Annotated in this window: 1 protein-coding gene; it reads right to left on the reverse strand. The window is 51.8% G+C overall.

Annotation, left to right across the window (positions count from 1 at the left end; all coding sequences use genetic code 11):
* A partial coding sequence (locus ACXIUA_RS00040; protein ID WP_457975837.1) for a hypothetical protein occupies positions 1-249 on the reverse strand: 249 nt, incomplete at its 3' end.
* Positions 250-386: the final 137 nt, after the last annotated feature.

Below are 386 nucleotides of genomic sequence, written 5' to 3' on the forward strand. Positions count from 1 at the left end.
ATGATTTTCCAGTGCATTAAGGATATCGCTCTCTTCCGTCAACCGCTGCTGGGCGGCTTCCATCTGCTGCAGATCAAAGAACTGAATCTGATTTTTGCCTTTATGGCGAGCGGTAAATGCCGCAGAAATAGCGCGACTGTAAAGCTGTTCGGCGGTGAGATCGCCGTAGAACATCGCCACGCCAATGCTACAGTGCGGACGGAGTTGAATACGTTCAATCGGCAGGCGCTCGCTAATGATAGTGAGCACTTGCTGACCTAATGTGATAGCGTGCCACGGTTCCTGTACACACTGCCATCCGGTTGCTGGATACGCAGTAACACTTCCGCACTGACCAGTTTACCGCTGGTCATCTCGACCTGTGGCTGTAACCAAATCGCAAACTG

It is taken from the genome of Corynebacterium sp. UMB8791 (genome assembly GCF_054166365.1).